19 protein-coding genes are annotated in these 23,449 nt (G+C 74.7%); 9 read left to right on the top strand and 10 right to left on the bottom strand.

Annotated features, from left to right (window positions below):
• The first annotated feature begins 240 nt into the window (after positions 1-240).
• The 4 genes from AC0VYN_RS30110 (at position 241) to AC0VYN_RS30095 (ending at position 6,474) form a co-directional block, all read left to right on the top strand.
• Entirely contained in the window at positions 241-1,683 is a 1,443-nt protein-coding gene (locus tag AC0VYN_RS30110) for an APC family permease (protein WP_475533509.1), read from the top strand.
• Between the two features lie 128 nt (positions 1,684-1,811).
• Complete coding sequence (locus AC0VYN_RS30105) at positions 1,812-4,460, top strand: CocE/NonD family hydrolase (RefSeq protein WP_475533508.1); 2,649 nt, start codon at positions 1,812-1,814, stop codon at positions 4,458-4,460.
• Positions 4,457-5,341 (top strand): ABC transporter permease, encoded by an 885-nt coding sequence (locus AC0VYN_RS30100; protein ID WP_475533507.1) that lies wholly within the window; start codon positions 4,457-4,459, stop codon positions 5,339-5,341. The genes AC0VYN_RS30105 and AC0VYN_RS30100 overlap by 4 nt, the downstream gene beginning before the upstream one ends.
• 245 nt (positions 5,342-5,586) lie before the next feature.
• Positions 5,587-6,474, top strand: a complete 888-nt coding sequence (locus tag AC0VYN_RS30095) for a chaplin (protein WP_475533506.1) — start codon at positions 5,587-5,589, stop codon at positions 6,472-6,474.
• A gap of 210 nt (positions 6,475-6,684) precedes the next feature.
• Here AC0VYN_RS30095 and AC0VYN_RS30090 read toward each other — a convergent pair whose 3' ends face one another.
• Together AC0VYN_RS30090 and AC0VYN_RS30085 are read right to left on the bottom strand one after the other, a co-directional pair.
• Positions 6,685-7,950: an NAD(P)-binding domain-containing protein gene (locus AC0VYN_RS30090; RefSeq protein ID WP_475537015.1), complete on the bottom strand. Its 1,266-nt coding sequence runs from the start codon at positions 7,948-7,950 to the stop codon at positions 6,685-6,687.
• Between the two features lie 2 nt (positions 7,951-7,952).
• Entirely contained in the window at positions 7,953-9,215 is a 1,263-nt protein-coding gene (locus tag AC0VYN_RS30085) for a carboxylate--amine ligase (protein ID WP_475533505.1), read from the bottom strand.
• Between the two features lie 167 nt (positions 9,216-9,382).
• Here AC0VYN_RS30085 and AC0VYN_RS30080 point away from each other — a divergent pair, with 167 nt between their 5' ends.
• Positions 9,383-10,693, top strand: a complete 1,311-nt coding sequence (locus AC0VYN_RS30080) for a glycoside hydrolase family 26 protein (RefSeq protein ID WP_475533504.1) — start codon at positions 9,383-9,385, stop codon at positions 10,691-10,693.
• A gap of 77 nt (positions 10,694-10,770) precedes the next feature.
• Here the strand turns inward: AC0VYN_RS30080 and AC0VYN_RS30075 are convergent, their stop codons facing one another.
• The 8 genes from AC0VYN_RS30075 to AC0VYN_RS30040 are packed head-to-tail and all read right to left on the bottom strand — an operon-like array spanning position 10,771 to position 20,223.
• The gene (locus AC0VYN_RS30075) at positions 10,771-11,427 is read right to left on the bottom strand and encodes a YveK family protein (protein ID WP_475533503.1); all 657 of its coding nucleotides are present in this window, start codon (positions 11,425-11,427) and stop codon (positions 10,771-10,773) included.
• Complete coding sequence (locus AC0VYN_RS30070; RefSeq protein WP_475533502.1) at positions 11,424-12,578, bottom strand: glycosyltransferase; 1,155 nt, start codon at positions 12,576-12,578, stop codon at positions 11,424-11,426. The genes AC0VYN_RS30075 and AC0VYN_RS30070 overlap by 4 nt, the downstream gene beginning before the upstream one ends.
• A gap of 1 nt (position 12,579) precedes the next feature.
• A complete protein-coding gene (locus AC0VYN_RS30065; protein WP_475533501.1) occupies positions 12,580-13,344 on the bottom strand; it encodes a polysaccharide deacetylase family protein in 765 nt (254 codons plus the stop codon).
• Complete coding sequence (locus AC0VYN_RS30060; RefSeq protein WP_475533500.1) at positions 13,328-15,022, bottom strand: lipid II flippase MurJ; 1,695 nt, start codon at positions 15,020-15,022, stop codon at positions 13,328-13,330. Before AC0VYN_RS30060 ends, AC0VYN_RS30065 begins: the two co-directional genes overlap by 17 nt.
• Complete coding sequence (locus tag AC0VYN_RS30055) at positions 15,019-16,362, bottom strand: O-antigen ligase family protein (RefSeq protein ID WP_475533499.1); 1,344 nt, start codon at positions 16,360-16,362, stop codon at positions 15,019-15,021. The genes AC0VYN_RS30060 and AC0VYN_RS30055 overlap by 4 nt, the downstream gene beginning before the upstream one ends.
• A 5-nt stretch (positions 16,363-16,367) precedes the next feature.
• A complete protein-coding gene (locus AC0VYN_RS30050; protein ID WP_475533498.1) occupies positions 16,368-17,795 on the bottom strand; it encodes an exopolysaccharide biosynthesis polyprenyl glycosylphosphotransferase in 1,428 nt (475 codons plus the stop codon).
• On the bottom strand, positions 17,792-19,087 hold the full coding sequence (locus tag AC0VYN_RS30045; protein ID WP_475533497.1) for a glycosyltransferase family 4 protein: 1,296 nt from the start codon (positions 19,085-19,087) through the stop codon (positions 17,792-17,794). The genes AC0VYN_RS30050 and AC0VYN_RS30045 overlap by 4 nt, the downstream gene beginning before the upstream one ends.
• 44 nt (positions 19,088-19,131) lie before the next feature.
• Positions 19,132-20,223, bottom strand: a complete 1,092-nt coding sequence (locus AC0VYN_RS30040; RefSeq protein WP_475533496.1) for a DUF3344 domain-containing protein — start codon at positions 20,221-20,223, stop codon at positions 19,132-19,134.
• Positions 20,224-20,610: 387 nt separating this feature from the next.
• Between AC0VYN_RS30040 and AC0VYN_RS30035 the strand changes: the two genes are divergently transcribed.
• The 4 genes from AC0VYN_RS30035 to AC0VYN_RS30020 all read left to right on the top strand — a co-directional run bounded on the left by AC0VYN_RS30035 (position 20,611) and on the right by AC0VYN_RS30020 (position 23,306).
• Positions 20,611-21,426 (top strand): hypothetical protein, encoded by an 816-nt coding sequence (locus AC0VYN_RS30035; protein ID WP_475533495.1) that lies wholly within the window; start codon positions 20,611-20,613, stop codon positions 21,424-21,426.
• 142 nt (positions 21,427-21,568) lie between these two features.
• Positions 21,569-21,844 carry a hypothetical protein gene (locus AC0VYN_RS30030; RefSeq protein ID WP_475533494.1) on the top strand — a complete coding sequence of 92 codons (276 nt, stop codon included), beginning with the start codon at positions 21,569-21,571 and terminating at the stop codon, positions 21,842-21,844.
• A 144-nt stretch (positions 21,845-21,988) separates the two neighbouring features.
• A complete protein-coding gene (locus AC0VYN_RS30025; RefSeq protein ID WP_475533493.1) occupies positions 21,989-22,456 on the top strand; it encodes a tyrosinase family oxidase copper chaperone in 468 nt (155 codons plus the stop codon).
• Positions 22,440-23,306, top strand: coding sequence for a tyrosinase family protein (locus tag AC0VYN_RS30020; RefSeq protein ID WP_475533492.1), 867 nt, complete (start codon positions 22,440-22,442; stop codon positions 23,304-23,306). Before AC0VYN_RS30025 ends, AC0VYN_RS30020 begins: the two co-directional genes overlap by 17 nt.
• Positions 23,307-23,449 lie beyond the last annotated feature (143 nt).

The raw sequence follows: 23,449 nt of genomic DNA, 5'->3' as shown, positions 1-23,449 counted from the left end.
CGCCCCGGCTACGGTTCCCGCACGCCTCAACGGGCCGCAGCGGACGGCCCCTGATGCGCTTTCCCGTTGATCTGTCGACTTCCGGCAACGGATTTCGTAGGTAAACACCCATTGACGTGCTGGTTTTCGTCGGGGTTCTATCGTGCGCCGGGAGCGGACGAGAACCACGTACGACCAAGCCGCCGGAGGCGATAGCGCTCCCGCCCGAAACAGACAGCACGAGTCGATCGGAACCGCTCCATGACCGACACGCTCCGCCCCGCCCAGACCGTCGAAGCAGCGCCACCGGACCGGCCGGACCACCCGGAGGCCCGGACGCTCAAGCGTTCCATCGGGGTGGTCGGCGGCACTCTTCTGACGCTGTCGTGCGTGACCCCCGCCTCCACGCTGTTCGTGGTCGTGCCCGACCTGTTCGGTTCGCTCGGCACCGCCACCGCCCTGACGATCGCCATCGGCTCCCTGCTCTGTATCGCCGTGGCGTTCTGCTACTCCGAGCTGGGCACCCTCATCCCCAGCGCGGGCGGCGAGTACGCCATGGTGTCGACCATGGCCGGGCGGCTGGCCGGCTGGCTGGTCTTCGTGCTGTCCCTGCTCGTCGTCATGATCGTCCCGCCGGTCATCGCCATGGGCACGGCCGACTACCTCGAACCGATCGTGCACCTCGACCCGTCGGTCGCCGGCGCCGGCGTCATGGTGCTCGCCACCCTGGCCGGCCTCCTCGACCTGCGCGCCAACGCCTGGATCACCGGCGTCTTCCTGGTCCTCGAGGTCATCGCCGCGGCCGTCGTCGCGGTGCTGGGCTTCGCCCACGGCGAGCGCGGCCCCGGCAGCCTCGTCTCGATGGAGGTGGCCGGCGCCGACGGCCACGCCGACACCGTGACCGCCATGCTGGTCGTATCCGGACTCGCCATCGCCCTCTTCATCACGCAGGGCTTCTCCACCGCCGTCTACCTCTCCGAGGAACTGGAGAACCCCCGCCGCAACGTCGCCCGTACGGTGCTCGCCACTCTCGCCATCTCCACGGTGGTCATCCTGGTGCCGGTCACCGCCATCACCTTCGGCGCCTCGGACCTGACCGAACTGACCGGCGGCGACATCGGCTCCATGGTCACCGCCTGGTCCGACTCCGCCGTCGGCACCTTCGTCAGCCTCTGCGTGGCCCTCGCCATCATCAACGCCGGCATCGTGATGGTCATCCAGAACTCGCGCGTGCTGTTCGCCTCCGCCCGCGACAAGGCGTGGCCCGGACCGGTGAACGACCTCTTCGCCAGGCTCGGCCGGTTCGGCTCGCCCTGGGTCTCCACCCTCGCGGTCGGCGTGCCCGGCGCGGTGCTCTGCTTCGTCAACCTCGACACCCTGTACGGCGTCACCGGCGTCTCCGTCACCGGCATGTACCTGCTGGTCGCGATCGCCGCCCTGCTGTGCCGGCGCGGCTCCCACCGGCACACCCACGCCTGGCGCATGCCCCTGTGGCCCGCCGTGCCCGTCCTGCTGATCGTGGTCCTCGCCTACATCCTGACCCAGCAGGAGGCGGGCTACCTGCTGTGGACCGGCGGCATCACCGCCGTCGCCACCCTGTACTGGGTCCTGTACCTGCGCCCGCGCCGCGACACCCGCTGGCTGGTGACGCTGCCGGAGGACGCCCAGGACACCCGGGACGCCCAGGAGCCCGCCCGCGCGTGAGCCGGGCCCGCCCCGCCGCCCGTACAGCGTCCGCGGTAGGGCGGCGGGGCCCCGTACGCCCGCGGGAGGGGCACCGGTTCAGCCCCCGGAGGGCCCCCGGTGCGGGCGGTGGCCCGTACCGTTGACGCATGGATCTTCGACTGCCCCGCATGCGGGGGCTGCTACGGCGGCCGCGGCGGATGCTCTCCGCCGCGGCCGCCGCCGTCGTGCTCGCCGGTGCGGGGACGTGGGCGGCGGCCGCCTCCGACGACCCGCCCCCGGTGCGGCGCACCGACCGGATCATGTCCGTGGGCGACGGGGTGCGCCTGGACACCTCCTACTTCACCGCCGGCCCCGACGGCCGCCGGCCCGCCGTCCTGCTCGCGCACGGTTTCGGCGGCAGCAAGGCGGACCTGCGGGAGCAGGCGGAGAGCCTCGCCAGGGACGGGTACGCGGTGCTGACCTGGTCGGCACGCGGCTTCGGCAGGTCCACGGGGAGGATCGGGCTGAACGACCCCGAGGGCGAGGTCGCCGACGTCTCCCGGCTGATCGACTGGCTGGCCGAGCAGCCGCAGGTGCGGCTCGACGGCGCCGGTGACCCGCGCGTGGGCATGGCCGGCGCCTCCTACGGCGGCGCCGTCGCGCTGCTCGCGGCCGGCCACGACGACCGGGTGGACGCCATCGCCCCGGCCGTCACCTACTGGAACCTCGCGGACGCGCTGTTCCCGAACGGCGTCTTCAAGAAGCTGTGGGCGGGCATCTTCGTCAACACCGGCGGCGGCTGCGACCGCTTCGAGGACGCCCTCTGCCGCATGTACCAGCGGGTCGCCGAGTCCGGGGTGCCGGACCAGGCGGCCGTGAAGCTGCTCGGCGAACGGAGCCCGCAGGCAGTGGGCGACCGCATCCGGGTCCCCACCCTGCTGACGCAGGGCCAGACCGACTCCCTCTTCCCGCTCGGCCAGGCCGACGCCGCGGCCCGGGCCGTCCGCGCGAACGGCGCGCCCGTCGACGTCGACTGGATCGCCGGCGGCCACGACGGCGGCGACATGGAGACCGACCGCGTCCGCGCCCGCGTGCACTCCTGGTTCGACCGCTACCTGAAGGACGACGCGGGCGCCGCCACCGGCCCCGCCTTCCGGGTCACCCGCACCGGCGGAGTCGACTCGGCCGACGGACGGGCCCAGTTGCGCGGTGCGAGCGCGGACCGGTACCCGGGCCTGGGCGGCGGCCCCGAGTCCGTGCCCCTGGCCGGACGGGAGCAGCGCTTCGCCAACCCGGCCGGCGCGAACCCGCCCGCCGTCTCCGCCCTCCCCGGCATCGGCGGCTCCGGCGGGCTCGCCCAGCTCTCCTCGCTCGGCGTCGGCGTGTCCCTGGACTTCCCCGGCCAGTACGCCGCCTTCCAGTCCGCCCCGCTCTCCGAGGACCTGCGGATCACCGGCTCCCCGACGGCGACCGTCCGCGTCCGCTCCACCTCCGACGACGCCGTCCTCTTCGCCAAGGTGTACGACGTCGGCCCCGGCGGCGCCCCCGTGCTCCCCGCCCAACTGGTCACCCCGGTCCGCGTCGAGGGCGCGAAGGCCGGCAAGGACGTCACCCTCACCCTCCCGGCGATCGACCACGAGGTCCAGAAGGGCCACCGGCTGCGCCTGGTCCTCGCCTCCACCGACCTCGGCTACGCCTCCCCGGCCGCCCCGGCGACGTACACGGTCTCCCTCGCCGGCGGTCTCGCGGTGCCGACCGCGCCCGGCGTCACCACGGCCGCCGCCCCGCTGCCCGCCTGGGTGTGGTGGCTGCCGCTCGCCGGCCTCGCCGCCGCCCTGGCCCTGCTGCTCACCGGCCGCCGCCGCACCGCCCCGCCCGCCCCGGACCCCGCGCTCGCCGACGTCCCGCTCCGCATCACCGGCCTGACCAAGCGCTACGCCGGTGCCACCGACCGGTACGCGGTACGGGAGCTGTCGTTCCGCGTCGAGAAGGGGCAGGTCCTCGGCCTGCTCGGCCCCAACGGCGCCGGCAAGACGACCACCCTGCGCATGCTGATGGGCCTGATCACGCCGGACGACGGCGAGATCCGCGTCTTCGGCCACGCGATCCGGCCGGGCGCCCCCGTGCTCTCCCGGGTCGGCGCCTTCGTCGAGGGCGCCGGCTTCCTGCCGCACCTGTCCGGCCGGGAGAACCTGGAGCTGTACTGGCGGGCCACCGGCCGCCCGCCCGGGAACGCCCACCTGGACGAGGCCCTGGAGATCGCCGGCCTCGGCGACGCGCTGGCCCGCGCGGTGCGCACCTACTCGCAGGGCATGCGCCAGCGCCTCGCCATCGCCCAGGCCATGCTGGGCCTGCCCGACCTGCTCATCCTCGACGAGCCGACCAACGGCCTCGACCCGCCCCAGATCCGCGAGATGCGCGAGGTGATGATCCGGTACGCGGCGGCCGGGCGCACGGTGATCGTCTCCAGCCACCTGCTCGCCGAGGTCGAGCAGTCCTGCACCCACCTCGTGGTCATGGACCGCGGACGCCTGGTCCAGGCGGGCCCGGTCGCCGAGATCATCGGCTCCGGCGACACCCTCCTGGTCGGCACCGACGTCCCCGTGGAGGAACCGGTCGTGGAGAAGGTCGCCGCGCTGCCGGGCGTGGCCTCGGTCGTGCACACCGACGACGGGCTCCTGGTCCGCCTCGGCACCGACGGCACGGCGCCCCGCCTCGTCGCCGAACTGGTCCGGCTGGAGGTGCCGGTGGCCTCGGTCGGCCCGCACCGCCGGCTGGAGGACGCCTTCCTCACCCTGATCGGAGGTTCCGCATGAGCACGCTCACCGAGCGGACCCGGCAGCCCGCCGGGCCGGCCGAGTCCGCCTACGGCTACCGGCCCGGCCGCACGCTGCCCCTGCGGGTGGAGCTGGTGCGCCAGCTCAGGCGGCGCCGCACTCTGGTCATGGGCGCGATCCTCGCCGTCCTGCCGTTCGTCCTGGTCGTCGCCTTCGCGATCGGCGGCGAGCCGGACGGCCCCGGCGACCGCATCACCCTGATGGACACGGCCACCGCCTCCGGCGCCAACTTCGCCGCGGTCAACCTGTTCGTGTCGGCCGGCTTCCTGCTGGTCGTCCCCGTCGCCCTGTTCTGCGGGGACACCGTGGCCTCGGAGGCGAGCTGGTCCTCCCTGCGCTACCTGCTCGCCGCGCCGGTGCCGCGCGCCCGGCTGCTCGCCTCCAAGCTCGCCGTCGGCCTGGGGCTCAGCCTCGCCGCGATGGTGCTGCTGCCGCTGGTCGCGCTCGCCGTGGGCACGGTCGCCTACGGCTGGGGGCCGCTGGCGATCCCGACGGGCGGCTCGCTCGCCCCGGGGACGGCGGCGCTGCGGCTCGTGGTGGCCGTGGCGTACATCTTCGTGTCCCAACTGGTCACGGCCGCACTGGCGTTCTGGCTGTCCACCCGGACCGACGCCCCGCTCGGCGCGGTCGGCGGCGCGGTGGGCCTCACCATCGTCGGCAACGTCCTGGACGCCGTGACCGCCCTCGGCCACTGGCGCGACTTCCTGCCCGCCCACTGGCAGTTCGCCTGGGCGGACGTCGTCCAGCCGCACCCCGAGTGGTCCGGCATGATCCAGGGCACCGCGGTCTCCGTGACGTTCGCGCTCGTCCTGTTCGCGCTGGCCTTCCGGGGATTCGCCCGCAAGGACGTGGTGTCCTGAGCGGGCACGTGCCCACCCGTCCTTTCGGGCCCTTTCCGCTCGCTGTGCGGTCCAACCGGGTGAACCTGCGCAACCGATTCCCACGCGCCGGGTTGATGAGGAAGTAGGCATGCGACGCCACGAGAAAGGAACGCGCGGTGCCCGGCAAGGCAATGGGCACCGAGGCCGTCGCCTGCTCCATACCGCGGTACACGGGCCTTTCCCGCAGGAATTCGCGCAGTACTTCAAGCAGGAAGATCACCACATTGCGACAGACCCTGAGCAGGGGAGTGTTCGCGGCGGCCGCCGCCACGGGCATTCTGTCCCTGTCCGGCACCCCGGCACTGGCCGACAGCATCGCGGTGGGAGCCACCGACGACGCTTCCGGTCTGCTGGCCGGTAACAACGTTCAGGCGCCCATCGACGTGCCGGTGAACGTGTGCGGCAACACCATCGGTGTGCTCGCGGCGCTCAACGACACCCACGGCAACGGGTGCGACAACGGCTCGCGCAAGGACCGGTCCGGCTCCGCCGCCGGTGCCCGGGCCGAGGGGCGCACCGAGGACGCTTCCGGGATCGCGTCCGGGAACAACATTCAGGCGCCCGTCCACGCGCCGGTGAACGTGTGCGGCAACACCGTCAACGTGCTCGCGGCGCTCAACGAGACGCACGGCAACGGGTGCGACAACGGTTCGCACGAGGACCGGTCGTCCCACTCCTCGTACGGCTCCGCCGACGGCGCGCGGGCCGTCGGGCACACCGAGGACTCCTACGGTCTGCTGGCCGGGAACAACCTTCAGGCGCCGATCCACGCGCCGGTGAACGTGTGCGGCATCAACGTCAACGCGCTCGCGGCGCTCAACGACACGTACGGCAACGCGTGCGCCGAGACCGTCGACTGGACGCCGCCCGGCTACGGCACCGAGGACGAGACGCCTCCGGCGACCTCCGTCAAGCCGCCGGCCCCCAGCACGGCTCCCCCCGTGCGCGAGGTCGAGACGCCGCCTTCGGTGGGTGTCGAGCAGCCCGGTGAGACGCCGCAGATGGCCGAGACCGGCAGCGAGGGCATGCTGGCGGCCTCCGTCGCCGGTGGCGCGCTGCTCGTGGGCGGGGCGATGCTGTACCGCCGCGGCCGCCTCGCTTCGCGCCGCTAGCCACTGCCGGGTGCCGGACGCGACCCGTCCGGCACCCGCTCCCGTACGCGGCACGACGCCCCCGGACCGACCCGGGCCACCCTCTCAGGTGGCCGGCCGGACCGGGGGCGTTGTGGTGTGCCCGGGCGGTCGCGCCCCGGCCGGCGGCACCCGGGCGGGCCGCCGCCGGCCCGCCTCGCGGCAGCGACCCGTGGCCGGGGGCGCCGCCCCTCAGTGACTCACCGGCGACGGCGACGCGCTCCGCCCGGCCACTCCCGGGACGGGGACCGTTCCGTGGAGCGGGGTCGACCTGATCCGGCGGCGCACCCCCTGGACGAGGGTCTTCGCGGTGAACGTCGCGCCGTGGACGAAGCGCATGGCCGGACCGAAACCGGACGCCGTCACCAGGCCCGCCATGAACAGGCCCGGGTGCGACGACTCGAACTCCCGGCCGGTCGCCGGGGAACCGTCGGGCAGCACCGCCAGCGTGCCGCCCAGGTCGGCGGCGAGCATCCCCATCCGGTCGCAGCGCGGCTTGAACCCCGTGGCGGCGATGACGTGCTCGGTCTCCAGGGTGCGCACGGTGCCCTCGCGGCTCACCGTGTCCAGCCGTACGCCGCCCGGCACCGCGCAGGCCGCGGTGACCTCGTGGCCCGGCATCAGCTCCACCGCGCGCTCCACCCGGTCCCGCACCCACCAGGCGCCCGCCGGACCCAGTGCCGTGGCCGCGATCCGGGTCCGGGTCGACTCCGGCAGCCGCCGGAAGACGCCGGGGCGCTCGGAGTAGAACCAGTTCCGCCAGCCGGGGCCGAGCCCGCTGTGCGGCGAACGGACCGTCTGCGTCCAGGGGCGCTCCCAGGGCGGCGGCACGTCGTTCCACCGCACCCGCTCCGCCCGCGCCAGCACCCGCACCCGGGTGCCCTGCTCGGCGAGCAGCGCCGCGGTCTCCAGGGCGGCCTGGCCGCCGCCGATCACCGTCACGTCCTTGCCGCGGAACGGGGAGAGGTCGCTGTGGTGGCTGCTGTGCGTCACCAGCGACGGGTGCAGTCCGCGCAGCGCGGGCGGTACCTCGATGAACGGCATCACTCCCACCGCCATGGCCACCGTCCGCGCGTGCAGCATCTCGCCGTCCTCGGTGACCGCGGTGAAGCCGCCGGGGCCGGACGCCACCCGGGCCACCATGCGCTCGTCCACCTCCGGCACCGCGTGACGCGCGAACCACAGGCCGTACGACGCGAACTCCTCCACCGGGATCGGCTGGGCGTGACGCGCCGTCAGCCCCTTCTCCGCGCAGTACGCGTCCAGGCGCCAGCGTCCGTGCGGGTCGGAGAGGTTGGACGCCCAGGGCTCCGACTTCAGGAACATGCCGCCGGGCATGTGGTCCCGCCAGGACGCCATGGGACGGCCGAGCACGCGCAGGTTCAGCCCGGCGGCCGCGGCGTGGGAGGCGATGGACAGTCCGTACGGACCCGCGCCAACCACCAGAAGGTCGTACATCATCACTTGCTCGCTTTCTCGTTGTCGGTCAGGGGGGCCGGGGCCGCCCTGGGGATCAGGTGTGCCGCCGGTGCCGTCCGGGCCGGCGCCGCCGGGAGCAGCCGCTGACGCAGCCGGCCGGAGACGTGCCGGCCCCACAGGACCCACATCGCCCATCCGGGGCCGGGGTCGTCCGCGGCGTACCAGGCCAGTTCCCGACCGTCCGGGGCCGGGCGCAGCGCGGTGAGCGGGGCGTAGTTCTCCACCACGAAGGAACGCCCGGCCAGCGGCGCCCCGTCCGGGAGCGGGCGGCCCGTCAGGTCCAGGTGCAGCGCCCGTACGACGTCCAGTCCCGCGCTGTCCGCGAAGAGCCGGAACTGGGCGCCGGGGCGCGGATTGAAGTCGAGCAGGTGATAGCCGCCCGTCGTGCCGCAGCGGCGGAAGTCGAGGTCGAGGATGCCGCGGTAGCCCAGCTCGCCGATGAGCCGCTCGGCCGGCTCCCGCACCTGCGGGTTGGGGGTCCAGCGGCCCACCGCGGTCAGGCCCGCCCCGCGGGGCCAGGCCAGGTGCTTGGTGCCCGGTCCGCCCGCGCGCAGGGCCCCCGAGCGGTCGGCGTAGCCGTGGAAGAACCAGTCCCGGCCGGGACCCGGCGGCAGGTAGGCCTGGAGCAGCAGCGGGCTGCCCGCCTCCCCGGTGCGCAGGTACAGCTCCCGTGCCCCCGCCGCGGACCGCACCAGCTGGGTGCTGCGCAGCCCGCTTCCGGCCGGCAGGAGCCAGGGGCGGCTCCACTTCGCCACCACCGGTTCGCCGAGGCGCCGCACGGCGTCGGCGGCCTCCGCCGCGCTGTCCGGGACCAGCGTCACGGGATGCGGAACGCCGGCGGCGGCGCACACGCCGGCCAGCTCGGCCTTGTCGGCGACGCGTTCGGCCAGCGTGCCCGGCATCGCGGGCAGCAGGTAGGAGGGGGCGAGGGCGTCCCGCATCCGGGCCACGGCGATCGCGCTCGCGTCGTCCATCGGGACCAGGACGGCCGTGGTCGCGATCTCGTCGGCCACCCGGCGCAGCACGCCGAGGATGTCGTCCGCGGACGCTCCCGGCAGGGGCGGGGGGTGCATCCGCCGTACGTAACGCGACCTCCGTACGGGACTTCCGGCCGAGTCCGCGACGACGTGCACCGCCACGCCGGCCCGGCCGAGGGAACGCACGGCGCCCAGAGTTCCGTGGTGAAAGGGATTCGGGTCGATCCGCAGAATCACCGCGGGGACCCGGGTGTCGAGCAACGACATGCAGTTTCTCCTTCTTTTGATTTCGTTTCACCCGCACGGGCGAGTCCGGCACTCGAAAGCCTCAAGGCAGTGGCGCACCCGAATGTCCTGTGTCTGAATTCATATGACTGTTCGTCAATAGCGAGAGCAGCGGCAGAGGTCGGACGAGAGCGAAGAAAGGGACAGGCATGGCTCCACAGCACGAGCGGATCCGGTTCGGCAGGCTGGCCGTGGGCGCGGTGACGGTGGCCGCGTCGGCCGTCCTGGCGTCCGGGCCCGCGGCGGGGGTGGGAGTGGTGCGAGGCACCGAGCCACCCGTTCCGTCGCCGGCCCCCGCGGTGTCCGCCGGTCCGCGCCCGGCCGGTCCCGGGCCGTCGGCGACGCCGTCGGCCACGTCCCCGGCCGCCCCTCCCTCGGCGTCCGCCCCGGCACCGGGGCCGCAGGCACCGGCCTTCGGCGCCTTCCTCGCCTCCGACGCCCGTGGCGTGGCACGCATGGCGCAGCTCAGCCGCTGGCTCGGCGGCGTGGAGCTCCGGGTCGGCCACACCTACCTGCCGGGCAACCGCTGGCAGGACATCGAGGGGGACGTCCGCTTCCTCGAACCCTGGGCGCACTGGCGCAACGCGAAGGACGACCGGATGCTCGTCCTGAACGTGCCCCTCCAGGAGCGCAACGAGGAGGGCGTCTCCGACCGGGAGGTCCGGCAGCTCCTGCGACGGGGCGCGGCCGGCGAGTTCGACCACCACTTCCGGACCCTGGCCGAGCGGCTGGTCCGGCTGAAGGTGCCGGACACGGTCCTGGTCCTCGGCTGGGAGATGAACGGCGTCACGTACACCCACCGGTGCGGGCCGGACCCGGCGGCCTGGAAGAAGTACTGGAACAGGATCGTCACCACCATGCGCGCGGTGCCGGGCCAGAAGTTCCGGTTCGACTTCACGCCGAGCCGCGGCCGGGACGCCCTCCCGTGGACCGAGTGCTACCCGGGCGACGACACGGTCGACGTCATCGGCATGGACTCCTACGACCAGCCGTCCGGGATGTCCTTCGACCAGCAGGTGAAGGAGCCGTACGGGCTCCAGGCGCACGTGGACTTCGCCAAGGCCCACGGCAAGCCCATCTCCTTCCCCGAGTGGGGACTCTTCCGCAACGGCGACAACCCCGAGTACATGCGGCGCATGCTGGCGTGGATCGCCGAGCACAAACCGCTGTACAACACGCTGACCGACTACTGCCCGCACGGCGTGTGGCAGTGCGGGGCCAACCCGGACGCGTCCCGCGTCTACCGGTCCGTCGTCTCCCGGCTCGCCGACGGGACGACGCCCACCGCTCCGCCCACTCCCACCGCACCCACGCCCACCGCGCCCGTGCCCACACCGACCGAGCCCACCGTGCCGCGGCCCCCGGAGGGATGCTCGCCGCTGGACCTGGGCAGCTGGGCGGAGTACTGGCTCGGGGGCAAGCTCTGCCTCCGCTTCGAGTGGTGGTCGCCCGCCGGCTAGCGCTCCCGCCGCCCCGTCACCGGACGGGGCGACGGACAGCCGCTCCCCGGCGACGGGCCCGGCCGGGCCCCCCGCCGTCACCGCTTTCCGTGCACGTCGGCGGCGGTGGCTGGGCCGGGTACCGACGGGACGGGCGCGGCGTCCTCCTCCCGGCGGGTGCGCCTCGGCCGTGCCAGCAGGGCCAGGCCGCCCAGCAGCCCGCCCGCGCTCGCGCCCACCGCGGTGGTCACCGCCGTCGACGCGGACGACGGGCCGCTCGGCCTCACCGCACGGGAGAACTGCACCAGCCGGACCTGGGTGTTGTTCTTGGAGTGGTCCGCGTGCTGCGTCAGCGCGCGGGTGACCGCGTTGGCCATGTCGACGGCGAGACCCGGCCGCGAGGAGGTGGCCGTGACGGCGACCATCGGCGCGTCGGGCGAGGTCGCCGTGCGCACCTGGTCCTGCAGCGTGCGCACCGGTACGCCCGCCCACACCTGCGCGTCCCCCAGCACCGCGAGCTGGGTCGCCACGCGGCCGTACGCCTGCGCGAAACCGCGGGCGGCCTCCGGGGTCGACTTCGCCGTCGGCACGGCGACGACATAGCTGGTGGCCGTGTAGGTGTCCGGCGTGAAGAGGCCGTATCCGCCGCCGAGCAGGCCGCCGGCGAGGGCGCCCGCCACGAGCACGGACCAGGGCGGCAGCTTCTTGACACGAACCGCGGACAGGGCGTGCCGGCGGGTCGGAGTGTCGGTCATGAGGGGATTGCTCCGAGGGGTGAGAGGGACGACGGCGAACGGGAGACCGCCGCCGCGTAGACGTCGACGAGGCGGGCCGTGCTGCGGGTGATGCAGTAGCGGTGCGCGACGTCCGGGACCGTGCGGGGCCCGGCGCCCGCCGCGCTCACCTCGGCGATGGCGCGGGCGTACGCGTCGGGGCCGCCGCGCACGCGCCGGGCGCCCGCGGTCGCCGACGGGGGCAGGTCCTCGATCGCCGGGCAGGAGGCGTAGAGCACGGGCAGCCCCGCCGCCAGCGCCTCCACCGCCGCCAGCCCGAAGGCCTCGTCCTCCGACGGGGACGCGAACAGGTCCATCGCGGAGGTGAGCGACGGCAGGTCGGGGCCCGGGGAGCCGTCGGGGACGTAGGGGCGTTCGCCGGTGAACAGGACACGGCCGGACACACCGGCCTCGTGCGCGGTGCGGCGCAGCACGTGCTCCTCGGGACCGCCGCCCACCAGCAGCAGCCAGTGGTCCTCCGGCAGCCGGGTGAGCGCGTGGACGAGGACGCCGAACCGCTTGCCCCGGGTGAGCCGGCCGACACCGCCGACGACGAACGCGTCCTGCGGCAGCCCGAGTCGCCGGCGCGAGCGCGCCCGCCGTTCGGGGTCGAAGCGGAAACGGTCCAGCTCGATGCCGTTCGGGACGACCTCGATGCGGGGCGCCGGCACGCCCCAGTGCCTCAGCCGGTGGGCCACCGCCGAGGAGACGGCGACCGTCGTCGAGCCGAGCCGCTCACTGGCGAGGTACAGCGCGCGGACCCCGGCGGTGAGCCTGCGGCCCTCCATCTGCGAGTCGCCCAGGGAGTGCTCGGTGGCGACGACGGCGCGGACCCCGGCGACGCGCGCGGCGAGCCGGCCGTAGACGCAGGCCCGGTAGAGGTGGGTGTGGACCAGGTCGTAGCCGCCGGCGCGGATCAGCCGGACGAGCCGCGGCAGCGCCGTCAGGTCGCGGTTGCCGGCCATGCCCAGATGGACGACGCGGACCCCGTCGGCGGTGAGCCCCTCGGCGACCGGACCGGGGTTGGTGAGCGTGACGACGTCGCACTCGACGGGCAGATGGCGCAGCAGCAGGCGCAGTTGCTGCTCGGCCCCGCCGACGCCGAGGCCGGTGATGATGTGCAGGGCCCTCATCTCACAGGCCTTCCACGGGGCGCCGCCGCAGCCGGTGCAGCCGGTGCTTGAGGTACAGCCGCCAGGCCGTGTCGTTCTGGCCGACGTGGACGCGGGGCAGGGCGTGCGGACCGGTCAGCGGGCCGGGGTCGATGGCACACGCGTAGGCGTATCCGGCCGCGCGCACGGCCTCGACGGCGCGGGCGTCGACCGTGCCGTACGGGTAGCAGAAGCCGTCGGGCCGGACGCCGGTCAGCTCCGCCAGCCGCTCCCGGCTCTCGACCACCTCGGTCTTCAGGGCCAGGTCGTCCGCGCGGGTGAGGTCGACATGGGTCAGCCCGTGCGAGCCGATCTCCACGCCCTCCGCGGCCGCCTGCCGGATGCCGTCCGCGGTCAGCAGCGGCTTGCGCGGGCCGAGCGGATCCCAGGCGTTGTCGCCGCCGAGCCGTCCGGGCAGCACGAACAGGGTGGCGCCGCAGTTCCACCGGCGCAGCAGCGGCAGGGCGGCGGTGACGAAGTCGGCGTACCCGTCGTCGAAGGTGAGCCCGACCAGGCCCCGCCCCTCGCCGCGGGCGCGGGCGGCGAGCAGGTCGGACACGGACACGCCCCGCAGCCCCCGGCGGCGCAGCCAGGCCAGCTGCCTGCCGAGTCGCCCGGGAGTGACCGTGATGCGGTACGGATCGTCCGAGCAGTCGCCGACCGAGTGGTACATCGCCACCCAGGGCAGCGGGCCCGGGCGCGGCGCGAGGGGCCCGGCGGTCTGGACGGAATCAACGGAAGCGGCCATGGGTGAGCCTTCGTGTGACGGTGCGTACGGAACGCAGTGCGGATGGGAAACCAAGGGCGCCCGAGGACCAGGCGAGCGGGACGAAGACGGCGGTCACGGCCAGGCAGCCGGCCGCGAGGCCCGCCGCCGGGGACCCGAACCGGCTCGCGGCGAACGCCCCGGCGACGGTGGCGGCGGCCGCCGCGAGCACGAGCCCGCTCAGCTCGGCCAGGACGTGCCGGACGCGGATCGTGACCCCGTGCGGGCTGCCGCGTCGGCCCGCCCGCAGCCCGGCCAGCAGCAGCCCGGCCGTGACGGTGATGCCGAAGGCGTTGGCGGCGGCGATCCCCGCCACCCCCCAGGGACCCACCGTCGCGGCGCCGATCAGGGACGTCGCGCCGATCCCCGCGCCCATCACGCCGACGGGGTACCAGCTGGGCCGGCCCGCCGAGAAGTAGGAGCGGATCAGGGAGCCCACCAGGGTCTGGCCGAGCAGGCCCAGGGCGTACACGCGCATGACGTCCGCCGTCGCCACGGTGTCGCCCGTGGTGAAGGCGCCCCGCTGGAAGAGCAGTCCGATCATCTGCGGGGCGCAGGCGATCACCGCGCACATGCCCATCAGCACCACGCAGGAGGCCAGTACCAGGTCCCGCTGGACCCGGCTGCGCGCGCGTTCGGTGTCGCCGTCCGCGAGGGCCCGCGCCACCACGGGAAAGGTGACCGTGCACACCATCAGCGACAGCGTCATCGGGATCTGGGCCACCTTCTGCGCGTAGTTCAGGTGCGAGATGGCCCCGGCGGGCAGCGACGAGGCGAGGAAGCGCTCGACGAGGACCTGCGACTGGCGGCACAGGGCGAACAGCAGGACGGCGGCGACCAGGGTGAAGCGCATCGGCCGCTCCTCGGCCTCCGCCCCGGTCCCGGGCCCGCGCGACGCCGGCGCGCGGGACGTCAGCTGCCGCCACAGCGACGGCAGCTGCACCGCCACCATCAGGCATCCGCCCACCGCGACGCCGGCCGCCGCGGAACGCACGCCCCACCGGCCGCCCAGCAGGAACATCGCGGCGATGATGCCGGTGTTGTAGGCGACGTAGATCGCCGCGGGCGCGAGGAAGCGGCGGTGGGCCCGCAGCGCGGCGCTGCAGTACCCGGCGAGACCGAAGGCCAGCAGGCTGATCGCCGTCAGCCGGGTGCAGTCGACGGCGAGACCGGGATCGGGCAGGCCGGGCGCCAGGGCCCGGACCAGGAGGGGAGCCGCACCGGCGACCAGCGCGGCCACCGCGGCGAGGGCCAGGCACAGCCTCGGCAGGGTGGCCGCGACCAGGGCCCGGACCGGGTCCCCGGCGGCCCCCCGGGCGCGGCGGGCCAGCGCCAGGCTGAACGCGGGGATCAGCACCAGCGCCAGCCCGTCCTCGATCAGCAGCGTGGCGGCCAGCTCCGGCACGGTCCACGCGACGAGGAAGGCGTCCGTGTCGCTGCCGGCGCCGAACAGCCGGGCCAGCGACTGGTCGCGCACCAGGCCCAGCAGGGAGCCGGCGATGGACAGCGCCGCCGTGACGAGCGCCGCCCGGGCGAGGAACCTCCGGGAGGGTGAAGCATGTTCGGGGCCGGCCGGTGCCGGGGCGGACGTACGCGCCGCGGGCACGGGCGCCGCCTCGTCGGTCCCGGGTCCGGGAAACTGGGAGGGCACCACGGTCATCGGGCCACTGCCTCCTCGACGCGGTTCCGCGCCCCGTCGTGCGGCACGGCGCCCCGCCGCTCGCCGTCGGCCAGCGCCCACCACGCCGCGAGCCCCAGGGCCATGGCGGTCACCAGGGTCGAGGGGCCGCCGATGTCGCCGTACAGGAAGTCGGTGAGCACCCAGAGCAGCAGGCCGCAGGCGGTCAGCGCGCAGTCGAGCCCCGGCCCGCCGCGGCGGGCGCGCAGCAGCCGGCGCGTCCCGCACACCAGCAGCGCCAGCCAGCTCCCGGCGAGGGTGAGCAGTCCGATCAGCCCCTGCTCGCTCAGCACCAGCAGGTACATGTTGTGCGGCGACAGCAGCGCCTGCTTCCGGTACTCCGCGCCGGCGCCCTCGACGTCGCTGCCAGACGACAGGGCCAGCGTGGCGTGCCCGTCGCGGTACTCGGGGAAGTTCTTCAGGCCCACGCCGGTCAGCGGGTGGTCGCGCCACATGCCGGTGGCCGACGACCACAGGGTGTACCGGTCGACGACCGACTGGTCGGGGGCGTCGGTGACCTGGGCGATGCTGTCGATCCGCTCCTGGAGCTGCGCGGTGCCGACGCCGAACCCGCCCACCAGGACGACCCCCGCGGCGGCCAGGGTCGCGGCCACCTTCAGGGTGCGGCGCAGCCCGGCCAGCGCCAGCTGCGCGCCGCACGTCAGGACGGTCGCGATCCAGGCGCCCCGGCTGAAGGACAGCGCGAGCGGCGCGAGCAGCGCCAGCGCGCAGCCCGTGGCGGCCGCGCGCTGCCACGCCGGTGCCCGGCCCAGCGCGATCCCGGTGGCGCACACCAGACCGAGGGACACCACGGACGCCATGCCCATCACGTCCTCGGCCCCGAAGGTGCCGACGGCCCGGATGTCCTCGCCCTGGTAGGAGGCGCCGGTCCGGGTGACGTACTGGTGGACGCCGACGGCGCCCTCGCACAGGGCGAGCCCCACGAGCGTCCAGGCCAGCACCCGGAAGTCGCGGCGGTCCCGGAGCAGCAGCAGCACCGCGGCCGGGACCAGTACGAAGACCTGCAGGTAGCGGCCCATGCCGGCCAGCCCGGCCGCGGGCGAGGACGCCCCCAGCGCGGCGAGCGCGATGCCCACGACCGGCAGGCCCAGCACCAGGGCCGCGGCGGGCGGCAACGGGCGCCGGCCGTCCCGCAGCAGACGGATCACGCAGTACCCCACCACCAGGCCGGAGGCCAGGTCGGCGGGCCCCGCGCCGTGCCCGGCCGGCGGCAGCGCCAGCAGGGCGAGCACCGCCGCCAGGGGCAGGACCGGCGCGAGCGCGGCGGCCTTGCGCGGGAGCGGTGCGAGAGCGTGGCTCACGTCGGTCAGCTCCCCGTCGGGCGGACCAGCGTGGCCGCGGTGCGCAGCAGGATGCAGACGTCCTGCCACAGCGACCAGTCGTCGATGTAGGCGTTGTCGAACCGGCAGCGGTCCTCGATCGAGGTGTCACCGCGCAGCCCGTGGATCTGGGCGAGGCCGGTGATGCCGGTCCGCATCCGGTGGCGGGCCGCGTAACCGGGGTGCGCCCCGCTGAACTGCGCCACGAAGTAGCCGCGTTCGGGACGCGGCCCGACGAGGCTCATGTCGCCGCGCAGCACGTTCCACAGCTGGAGCAGCTCGTCGAGCGACGTGCGCCGCAGCATGCGGCAGAACCGGCTCATCTCGTTCTCGTTGGCCACGCTCCACCGCGTCGCCGACTCGTGCTCGTTGACCGGGCGGTGGGTGCGGAACTTCAGCAGCGTGAACGGCTTCCCGTCCCTGCCGATCCGCTCCTGGCGGAACACCACGCCCGGACCGGCGCTGAGGCGCAGCATCGCCGCGCACGCCAGCAGCAGCGGGCTGACCAGCAGCAGCAGCGTGCCCGACACGAGGATGTCGAGCAGCCGCTTGCCCGCGCCGTCGCGGCGCACGGGGGAGAGGTCCAGACGCCGGCAGGCGAACCCGGCCAGCCGTTCCTTCGCGGCGTACGAGGGGGAGCCGGCGTCCAGTTCCCAGACGACGCAGCCCGACTCGGCCAGCGTGCGCAGCAGCGGCGCCTGTTCGGCGCGGGCGGAGGGGTGGACGGTCAGCACCGCGCGCACCCCGTTCTGGATGACCGCCCGTTCGACCTCCTCGCCGGTCCGCAGCACCGGGATGCCCTCGGCGCCCTCCGCGTGGTCGGCGACCACGCCCACGGGCCGCACGCCGCACCGCGGGTGGCGCAGCACGGCGGCGGCCACGCGCTGGGCGGTGGCCGGCGGACCCACGACGAGCGCGGCGTGCGGATGGCGCAGCAGCGCGGCGCGCCGCCGTCCGTGCACGGCCGCGCGCAGCGCACAGCACGCGCCCGCCTGGAGGACGACGCCCGTCAGCACGGTGCCGGCGGACAGCGCGTGTTCCGGCCGGTACGCCGCCCAGAGCGCCACGGGCGCCAGCCAGGCGACGGCGGTGCGGCCGCACACGGCGGGCAGTTCCTCCAGCACGGCCGGCACCGGCGGCCGCGCGTCGCGGACGCGCAGCAGCAGGGAGGTGACGACCAGCAGGGTGATCAGCAGCGGCTGGCGCTGGGTGCCGGTGAGCGCGAGCGTGCCCAGCACGGCCGCGCCGGCGTCCACGAGGAACAGTGGTACCGGCGAGGCGCCGGGCGCCGGGCGCCGCGGGACGGGGGACCGCCCACCGGTCGCGGTGCCGAGCGGCGGCATGACGGAGACGGAGGGAAAGCCGTGGTCCCGCGGAGTGGCGCCGGGGGAGGACACGGTACGTTCGGCAGTCACGAGTGGATGGACTCCCTGTGCTCGGTGGACTCGACGTCCTGTGGTGTCGGGTCCGCCTCGGAGCCCCGGCCCGTGCCGAGCGGTCGGCCCCGCTCGGCGCCGTGGGTCGTGGCGCGTTCGATCGCCGCGAACGGGCGCGCACTGTGTGAGGCGGGCCATGGACCGAGGAGGTCGCGGTAGACGTCCGCGACCGCCGCGGTGGTGTGTCGTACGTCGTGCAGGGACAGCACGTGCCGGCGGCCCTGTTCGCCGAGGGACGCGCGCAGCGGCGCGTCGAGCAGCAGCCCGGTGATGCCCGCGGCCAGCGCCGCGGGGTCCTCGGACGGGACCACGCACCGGGCGGCGAGGGCGGGAGGCAGGCTCTCCCGGGCTCCGTCGACGTCCGTGATCAGCACCGGAACGCCGCAGGCCATCGCCTCCAGCGGGGCCAGCGCCATGCCCTCCCAGCGGGACGGCAGGACGGCGAGATCGGCGGCCTGGTACCAGACGGAGGTGTCGGCGACGGCGCCCGCGAACAGCACGGACTCGGGGGCGTCCCGGCGCAGCCGGTCGCGGTCCGGTCCGTCGCCGACCAGGACGAGCCGGGCGTCGGGCACCGTGCGCACGACGGCTTCCCACGCCCGTAGCAGGACGTCCTGTCCCTTCTGCGGGCACAGCCGTCCCACGCAGACCGCGAGGGGTGCCGACGGGTGGACGCCGGCCAGCGGGGCGAGCCCGGCCCGCATGGTGCCGGCCGGGGCCGGGCGGTAGCGCTCGGGATCGATGCCGTTGGGGACGACCGTCCACCTGCCGCTGATGCCGGCCCGGACGCCGGTCGCGCGTTCGGCCTCGCTCACGCACAGCATGCGCGTGGCCCAGCGCGCCCCCCACCGCTCCCACCGGAGGGCGAGGGCCGCGGTGCTCCCGCCGACCGCCTCGAACGACCAGGCGTGCGGCTGGAAGACCGTCGGGATCCGCCCGCGCACCGCGAGCCGCCCGGCGAGCCCGGCCTTCGCGCTGTGCGCGTGCACCAGGTCGGGGCGTACGTCGTCGATCAGCCGGGCGAGGCGCCGTACCTCGCGCGGCAGCGAGGGGCCCGGTGACCGCGTCGCCTGCCAGGGCCGGACGTGCGCTCCGACCGCCCGCAGCCGGGTGGTGAGCGCGCTGTCGGGGCACGCCGCGGTGACCTCGAGGCCGTCCGCCAGCTGTGCCCGGACCAGGTCCGTCACGACGCGTGCCACGCCGCCGTCCACCGGCTGGGTGAGGTGCAGAACCCGTGGCGGACGGCAGCGGGGTGACGGGGCCACGGACACGGTTTCCTCACTCGACAAGGTGCTCGGGACGGGGGGCGGCGTGTTCACAGCCGGGCGTCGACGGCGGCGAAGAGCACGCCGGCCCACGTGTCGTCGCGCTCGGAGGCGAGCCGGACGGTCGCCTGGTCACCGGCGTGCGGCAGACCACCGGGGACGTCGAAGACGTCCGAGTCGTAGCCGAGGGTGCCGGTGTACGCCGGGACCCGCGCCGGGGGAGCCCCGGCGGGCCCGCTGATGGTGGAGTTCAGGACGTCGCCGGACGGGTCGGCGGTGCCGCCGAGCCGGACGGAGCCGGACCCGGGGCGGGTGGCCAGGGTGAGCGAGTCGCCGGTGGTGCCGTGGTCGCCGTTGTACGCCACCAGGCCGACCCGGCCCCCGGCGCCCGCGGCGAAGTCCAGGCCGCTCAGCCGCATCTCGGCCGCGTGGGACCGCAGCGGTGCGAAGCCGTCCCAGAGCGCGAGGTGCCGCAGCGGTTCCTCCGGGTTCTCGTACGCCACCACCAGCGTCCAGCCGCCCCACGCTCCGGCCGCGGAACCGCCGGCGGCCACGTTGACCTGCGCCACGGTGTACAGGCCCGGCGCGCTGTCGCGCACCAGGGCCGTCACGTCCGCCGAGGCCTGGAAGGCGTCCACGCTGCCGGTGACGCGGTGTCCGACGAGGGTGTCCGCGAGGACCTCCTTGTACGCCCCGCCGGGTTCGGCGATCAGCACCCGTCCGTTGTCCTCCGACGGCTTCTGCTCTCCCACGCGCAGGTTGCCGCCCCAGTACAGGCGCGCGTACGACACCCGGGCACCCGCGGGCAGGCGGACCTCCGCGGCGGAGGAGTTGTAGGTGTTCGGGTCGCGGTCGACATCGACGTAGTACATGTCGAAGTCCCCGTTCACTCCCCGCCCGCCCGCCTGCGCGGTCGCGCACGAGGGTGCCTGGGCGCGGCAGGTGATGGAGGTGTTCGCGGCGCGCACGATGCCGCCGTGCTGGAGCGCCGCGTACCGCTGGGCGAACGCGAGGCTGTCCGCCTCGGGTGCGGGCGGCGCGGCCGGCGCGGCCGCCGCGGAACCGCCGGAGGCCCACAACGAGGCGAGGGCGAGCACGCCCACCGTCGCGCTACGGAGCAGCTGGCCAGGGGATTGGCGCATGACCGTCGGTGCCCTTTCGGAGCTGGGAGCGGCGGGCAGCGACACAGGGCGTGCGTCCGCCTGGGGAGGGGTGCGTCAGCGTTCCGCACTCTAGCCACCAAGCGGACCAATTCACCGAAATTCGGGGCATACCGCGATCTGTGTTGGAAACGTGAAGGAGTTGCGGGCCGGATCGCCGCCCGGCCGACCGCGGCGGACGGCCATGCGCACGGTCGCCGCCGTGCCGCCGAACGGGGACGGCGGCACGGCGGCGCCGCACCGTGCCTCATCAGGGACGTCGCGGCAGCAGGGTGAACGGCGGGGCCGCCGCGGCGCATCACCGGTTGCGGCCGGTCAGGGGCGCGCCGACGGTGGGCTCAAGCTCCGACCTCCGCAGAAAGGACCCCCATGCGTGCCCTGCCCGCACGGCCCATCGCACTCGGCGCCCTGTGCGCCGCCCTCCTGGCCGGGATCACCGGCCCCGTCGCCATGGCGGCCGACACGAACCCCGGGCACACCCGCGTGTTGTCGCCCATCGCGCCGGTCCCCGCCGTGCAGACGCTCCTCGGAGAGGTCGAGTACCTCAACGCCCGCGGGGCCGAACTCGATCCCGTCGCCGACCTGCTGACGGCCGTGGTCGGGTCGGACGACGACCGCAGCCTCCCCCCGGCCGAGGCCAGGAAACTCGGTGAGGCGGCCAAGGGCGCCCTGGACAAGGCGGCCGCGAAGACCTCGGCGACTTCGGCCGCCACACGGGCCCCGGCGACGGAACTGCTGGTCCCCGCCACCGGCGCCGACATCATCGGCGACGCGCTGGAGGCCGTGAAGGAGGCCGTCGACGGCCTCCTGGGCACGATCTTCTCCACGGACGGCATCACGAGCACCACGGACACCACCGACACGGCGGGCACCACGGACACCGCGGGCACGACCGACACCGCGGGCACGACCGACACCGCGGGCACCACCGACACCGCGAGCAGCGCGGACGCCTCCGGCGCCGCGGACGCCGCCGCCGCGACGAAGACCTCGCTCGACCACCTGCTCGCCGAGGTGAGCAAACTCGTCGACGCGCTCACCGTCGGCGACCCGGAGGTGTCGGTCCTGCCCGCCCCGGCGACGCCGTCCACCACGTCACCGTCGTCGGCGCAGGCTCCCGCGCTGCCGGCCGTCACGCTCCCCGCGCTCACGCCTCCCGCACCGGTGCTCCGGCCGGCTTCCTGAGTCCCCGGAGCCGGTCTTTCAGAGTTCTCATATGAGGACTTGCGAATCTCCGGCGTTCCCGGTTCCGCTCCGCCTCGGGCTCGTTGGGCACGGCGACAGAGAACCTCCTCCGGCGACCCGCGTTGCCGAAGAAAGGAACACGATGAAGTCCCTGAAGGCCGCCGCCGTCGTCGTCGGGTCCCTGATCGCTTCCGGCGCCGCCGCACCCGCGTTCGCCGCCGAGCCGATGCAGCACAGCATCGACGACAGCACGTCCGCCCCGTTCAAGAACGTGCGCGTCCTCGACACGCCGCTGGACGACCCGGGGGCCCTGCTCGACGCCGGGAACGCGGACTCGCCGCTCCACAAGGTGGACAACGCGAGGAACGCGCTGACGCAGGACAAGGCGCTGCGCCGCGGTCTGTCGATGCGGGGCTGAGAGCACGTCCCGGCGAAGGGCGGTCCCGTTCCACCGGGGCCGCCCTTTTCCGTACGGGTTTCACCGATCCGGCGGCGCCGCGGTGACCGCGAGGGACGTTCGACGGTTACGGCTGCCGGCAACCGATCGGACGAGGAGTGGACCATGGTCATCAGCACCGGCGGCGTTCCTGTGGACACCGACGACGCAGCGCCCGGACCGGCGGGCACGACACGAAGAGACCTGGCGCACGGCGTGCGCGCGGCCACGCTGGCCGCGGCGCTGACCGCGCTGGTCGCCGCCGCCCCGCCGCCCCGCGGCAGTCTCCCGGGCGGCACCGGCTTCGCTAAGACCTACCGCGGCCGCCGCATCCGCGGGGTGCGGACGCCCGCACGCGGCCCGGCCGGTGACGCCCCATGGCACGTCACGGTGGACGGCCGCCCCCTCCATCTGATGCGGCGCGCCGACGGCACCTGGCTGAGCATGGTCGACCACTACTGCTCGTACCCCACGCCCCTCGAGGCCGCCCGCGCCGCCGTCGACGAGCTCGGCCCCGGCGAACACCTGCGCGCCGCGGCACAGCCGGCCGAGGGAGACCAGCACGAGGGAGGCCGCCATGGCGTACGTGCGTAAGGACGCCGGCACGCTCACGAAGGCGGAGAAGAGCAGCTTCGTCAAGGCACTGCTCGAACTCAAACGCCGGGGCGAGTACGACGAGTTCGTGCGCATGCACCTCGCGTACTTCGCCTCCGACGGCGAGAGAGGACTGCGCACCGCGCACATGGCGCCGTCCTTCCTGCCCTGGCACCGCCGCCTCCTGCTCGACCTGGAGACCGCCCTGCGGCGGATCGACTCCGCGGTGACCCTTCCGTACTGGGACTGGACACGCGACCGCACGGCCGCCTCCGCGCCCTGGACGGCCGATCTCCTCGGCGGCAACGGGCGCCCCTCCGACCGGCAGGTGACCACCGGCCCGTTCGCCCACGGGACGGGCGACTGGCCCCTCACGGAGGGCGTGACCGACTCGGAGTTCCTCACCCGGGACCTCGGCCGCAGCCGCGGTCCGATCGACCTGCCCACGAAGAGCGAGCTGGCACGGGCACTGGACGACGCCGTCTACGACGTGTCGCCCTGGGACTCGACGGTCACGCGGGGCTTCCGCAACAAGCTGGAGGGCTGGGGCACCGGCCGGGGCAGCGCCTCGTGGCGCAACCACAACAGGGTGCACCGCTGGGTCGGCGGGACCATGCTCGGCGCCGCCTCCGTCAACGACCCGGTCTTCTGGCTGCACCACGCCTTCGTGGACCTGCAGTGGTACCGCTGGCAGCGCCGGCACGGCGGGGCCCGCTACCTCCCCGCGACACCGCCGGACTCCGGCGACACGCAGCACGGCCGCGTCGTCGCCCGGCACCAGAAGCTGCCGCCCTGGGACGTGACACCGGCCGACCTCGAGGACGTCGGCCGCATCTACAGGTACGCGTGAGGGCCGCGGTGCACGAGGGAGTCCCGGTGTCCGAACGCGCCGCTGAGACACGCCGGGAGCCGTGTCCGATTCCTGCGGAACAGCGCACCAACAAGGACTTTCACAAGAAATCTACGGTGATGGGCGCTTCATTCGCCAAAAGC

Source organism: Streptomyces sp. 63XJN7_1_ISO-PGPR-S23-121, assembly GCF_056173025.1.
This window is presented reverse-complemented; position numbering and strand designations above follow the sequence as displayed.